This window comes from Pseudomonas defluvii (assembly GCF_001695625.1).
Taxonomy (GTDB): Bacteria; Pseudomonadota; Gammaproteobacteria; order Pseudomonadales; family Pseudomonadaceae; genus Aquipseudomonas; species Aquipseudomonas defluvii.
This window is the reverse complement of sequence record NZ_MBPN01000240.1, coordinates 1-2,377: the sequence shown is the minus strand read 5'-3', so window position 1 is coordinate 2,377 and position 2,377 is coordinate 1. Positions and strand designations below refer to the sequence as shown.

The window sequence follows — 2,377 nt, the reverse complement described above, 5'->3', positions numbered from 1 at the left end:
CCGCCCCGCAAAACGCCCGGGCGCTTTCGCCCGGGCGTTGTTTTTTCTACTGTTTAAAAAGGAATCGCCCGTATGTTGGACGCCACGCTTAAAACTCAGTTGAAGTCCTACCTGGAGCGGGTCACTCAGCCGATCGAGATCGTTGCTTCCCTCGACGACGGCGCGAAGTCCCGTGAATTGCACGACCTGCTGCGCGAAATCGCCAGCCTGTCGAACCTGATTACCCTGCGTGAGGATGGCAGTGACGCCCGTCGCCCGTCGTTCTCGCTCAATCGCCCTGGCGCCGATATCAGCCTGCGTTTCGCGGGTATCCCCTTGGGGCACGAATTCACCTCGTTGGTGCTGGCGCTGCTGCAGGTCGGCGGTCATCCGTCCAAGGCCGGCGCCGAAGTGATCGAGCATATTGGTGCGCTCAAGGGTGAGTTCAACTTTGAAACCTACTTCTCGTTGTCCTGCCAGAACTGCCCGGATGTGGTCCAGGCGCTTAACCTGATGGCGGTACTCAATCCGAGCGTGCGCCACGTCGCGATCGACGGCGCGCTGTTCCAGGATGAAGTCGAGTCACGCAAGGTCATGGCCGTGCCAAGTGTGTACCTCAATGGTGAGGTCTTCGGTCAGGGCCGCATGGGGCTGGAGGAGATCCTCGGCAAACTCGACACCAGCGCCGGTGAGCGTCAGGCCGAGAAGATCAATGCCAAGGACGCGTTCGACGTGCTGGTGGTCGGTGGTGGCCCGGCCGGTGCTGCAGCGGCCATTTACGCGGCGCGCAAGGGTATTCGTACCGGTGTTGCTGCTGAGCGTTTTGGCGGCCAGGTACTGGATACCATGGCAATCGAGAACTTTATCTCGGTGCAGGAAACCGAAGGGCCGAAGCTGGCTACGGCGCTGGAGGAGCACGTCAAACAGTACGACGTCGACATCATGAACCTGCAGCGTGCCGACGCGCTGATTCCAGGTACCGATGGTGGCCTGCACGAGTTGCGTCTGGCCAGTGGTGCGTCGCTCAAGGCCAAGACCGTCATTCTTGCTACTGGTGCGCGCTGGCGTGAAATGAACGTCCCGGGGGAGAAGGAGTACCGTAGTCGCGGTGTCGCCTACTGCCCGCACTGCGATGGCCCGCTGTTCAAAGGCAAGCGCGTGGCGGTGATCGGTGGTGGCAACTCCGGTGTGGAAGCGGCTATCGACCTGGCGGGTATCGTTGCTCAGGTCACCCTGATCGAGTTTGACAGCCAACTGCGTGCCGATGCGGTACTGCAACGCAAGCTGCACAGCTTGCCCAACGTCAAGGTCATTACCAGCGCCTTGACGACTGAAGTCCTGGGCGATGGGCAGAAGGTCAGCGGCTTGCGCTATAAGGACCGCACGACTGAAGTGGTGCATGATCTGGCGCTGGAAGGGATCTTTGTACAGATCGGCTTGCTGCCCAATACCGACTGGCTCAAGGGCACCGTTGAACTGTCCGCGCGTGGCGAGATTGTGGTCGATGCCCGCGGTCAGACCAACCTGCCAGGTGTTTTTGCCGCCGGTGACGTGACCACTGTGCCGTACAAGCAGATTGTCATTGCGGTCGGTGAGGGCGCCAAAGCATCACTGGCAGCCTTTGATCACCTGATTCGTACCTCGGCGCCAGCCTGAGGCCTAGCCTGACCATTACCGAAAGCGCTTCTACCCCAGGAGGGTGGAAGCGCTTTCGGCTGTCTGTGCCCCTGTGACGCAAGCGCCCGGGGCATCGCTTAGAATTCAGTAGGCTGAATGATCTCGACCCAGTAATCGTCCGGGTCCTTGATGAAGGCCAGATGCTTCATGCGGCCATCGCTCAGGCGCTTCTGGAAGGTGACACCCAGTGCTTCAAAGCGTTCGCAGGCCGCGCGGATGTCCGGTACCGAAATGCAGATATGGCCAAAGCCGCGCGGATCGGTGTTGCCATTGTGATAGGCGAACGCAGGATCATTCTCGGTGCCGTGGTTGTGCGTCAATTCAAGGATGCCAGGAATCGACTTCATCCACGTGTTACGTGCTGCTGGATCGCTGGGGATCTGCGCCTTGTCGACCAGGGCGAGGAAGTACAGGCTGAATTCAGCTTCCGGGAAATCGCGCTTTTCCACCAGGCTGAAGCCCAGTACACGGGTGTAGAAGTCCAGGGATTTGGCGACATCCTTGACCCGCAACATGGTGTGGTTGAACACGAAGTTTTGGGTCGCAGCGTCCGGTTGTGCAGTGACGCCAGGAAGTGTGTCGAGATGTTGCAAGCTCATGGGCTCTCCGCAGAAAAGGCTGGCACGGTGGTGCCAGCGAAACGGTCAGACGGCCATGATACGGAAGTGAAGCGATTGCGCAAACGGTTTGCGCCCTGCAGACGGGGTCGGCAGGGCGCAAT

Annotated in this window: 2 protein-coding genes; one reads left to right on the top strand and one right to left on the bottom strand. The window is 59.9% G+C overall.

Annotated elements, in window-relative coordinates; all coding sequences use genetic code 11:
* The first annotated feature begins 72 nt into the window (after positions 1-72).
* The gene (gene ahpF, locus EKA13_RS26920) at positions 73-1,635 is read left to right on the top strand and encodes an alkyl hydroperoxide reductase subunit F (protein WP_065762011.1); all 1,563 of its coding nucleotides are present in this window, start codon (positions 73-75) and stop codon (positions 1,633-1,635) included.
* A 98-nt stretch (positions 1,636-1,733) separates the two neighbouring features.
* Here ahpF and gloA read toward each other — a convergent pair whose 3' ends face one another.
* Entirely contained in the window at positions 1,734-2,255 is a 522-nt protein-coding gene (gene gloA / locus EKA13_RS26915) for a lactoylglutathione lyase (RefSeq protein ID WP_065762010.1), read from the bottom strand.
* Positions 2,256-2,377 lie beyond the last annotated feature (122 nt).

Bases quoted from the DNA above. Each gene is read 5' to 3' on its own strand.
- gloA (WP_065762010.1), bottom strand. From the start codon at position 2,255: ATGAGCTTGCAACATCTCGACACACTTCCTGGCGTCACTGCACAACCG.
- ahpF (WP_065762011.1), top strand. From the start codon at position 73: ATGTTGGACGCCACGCTTAAAACTCAGTTGAAGTCCTACCTGGAGCGG.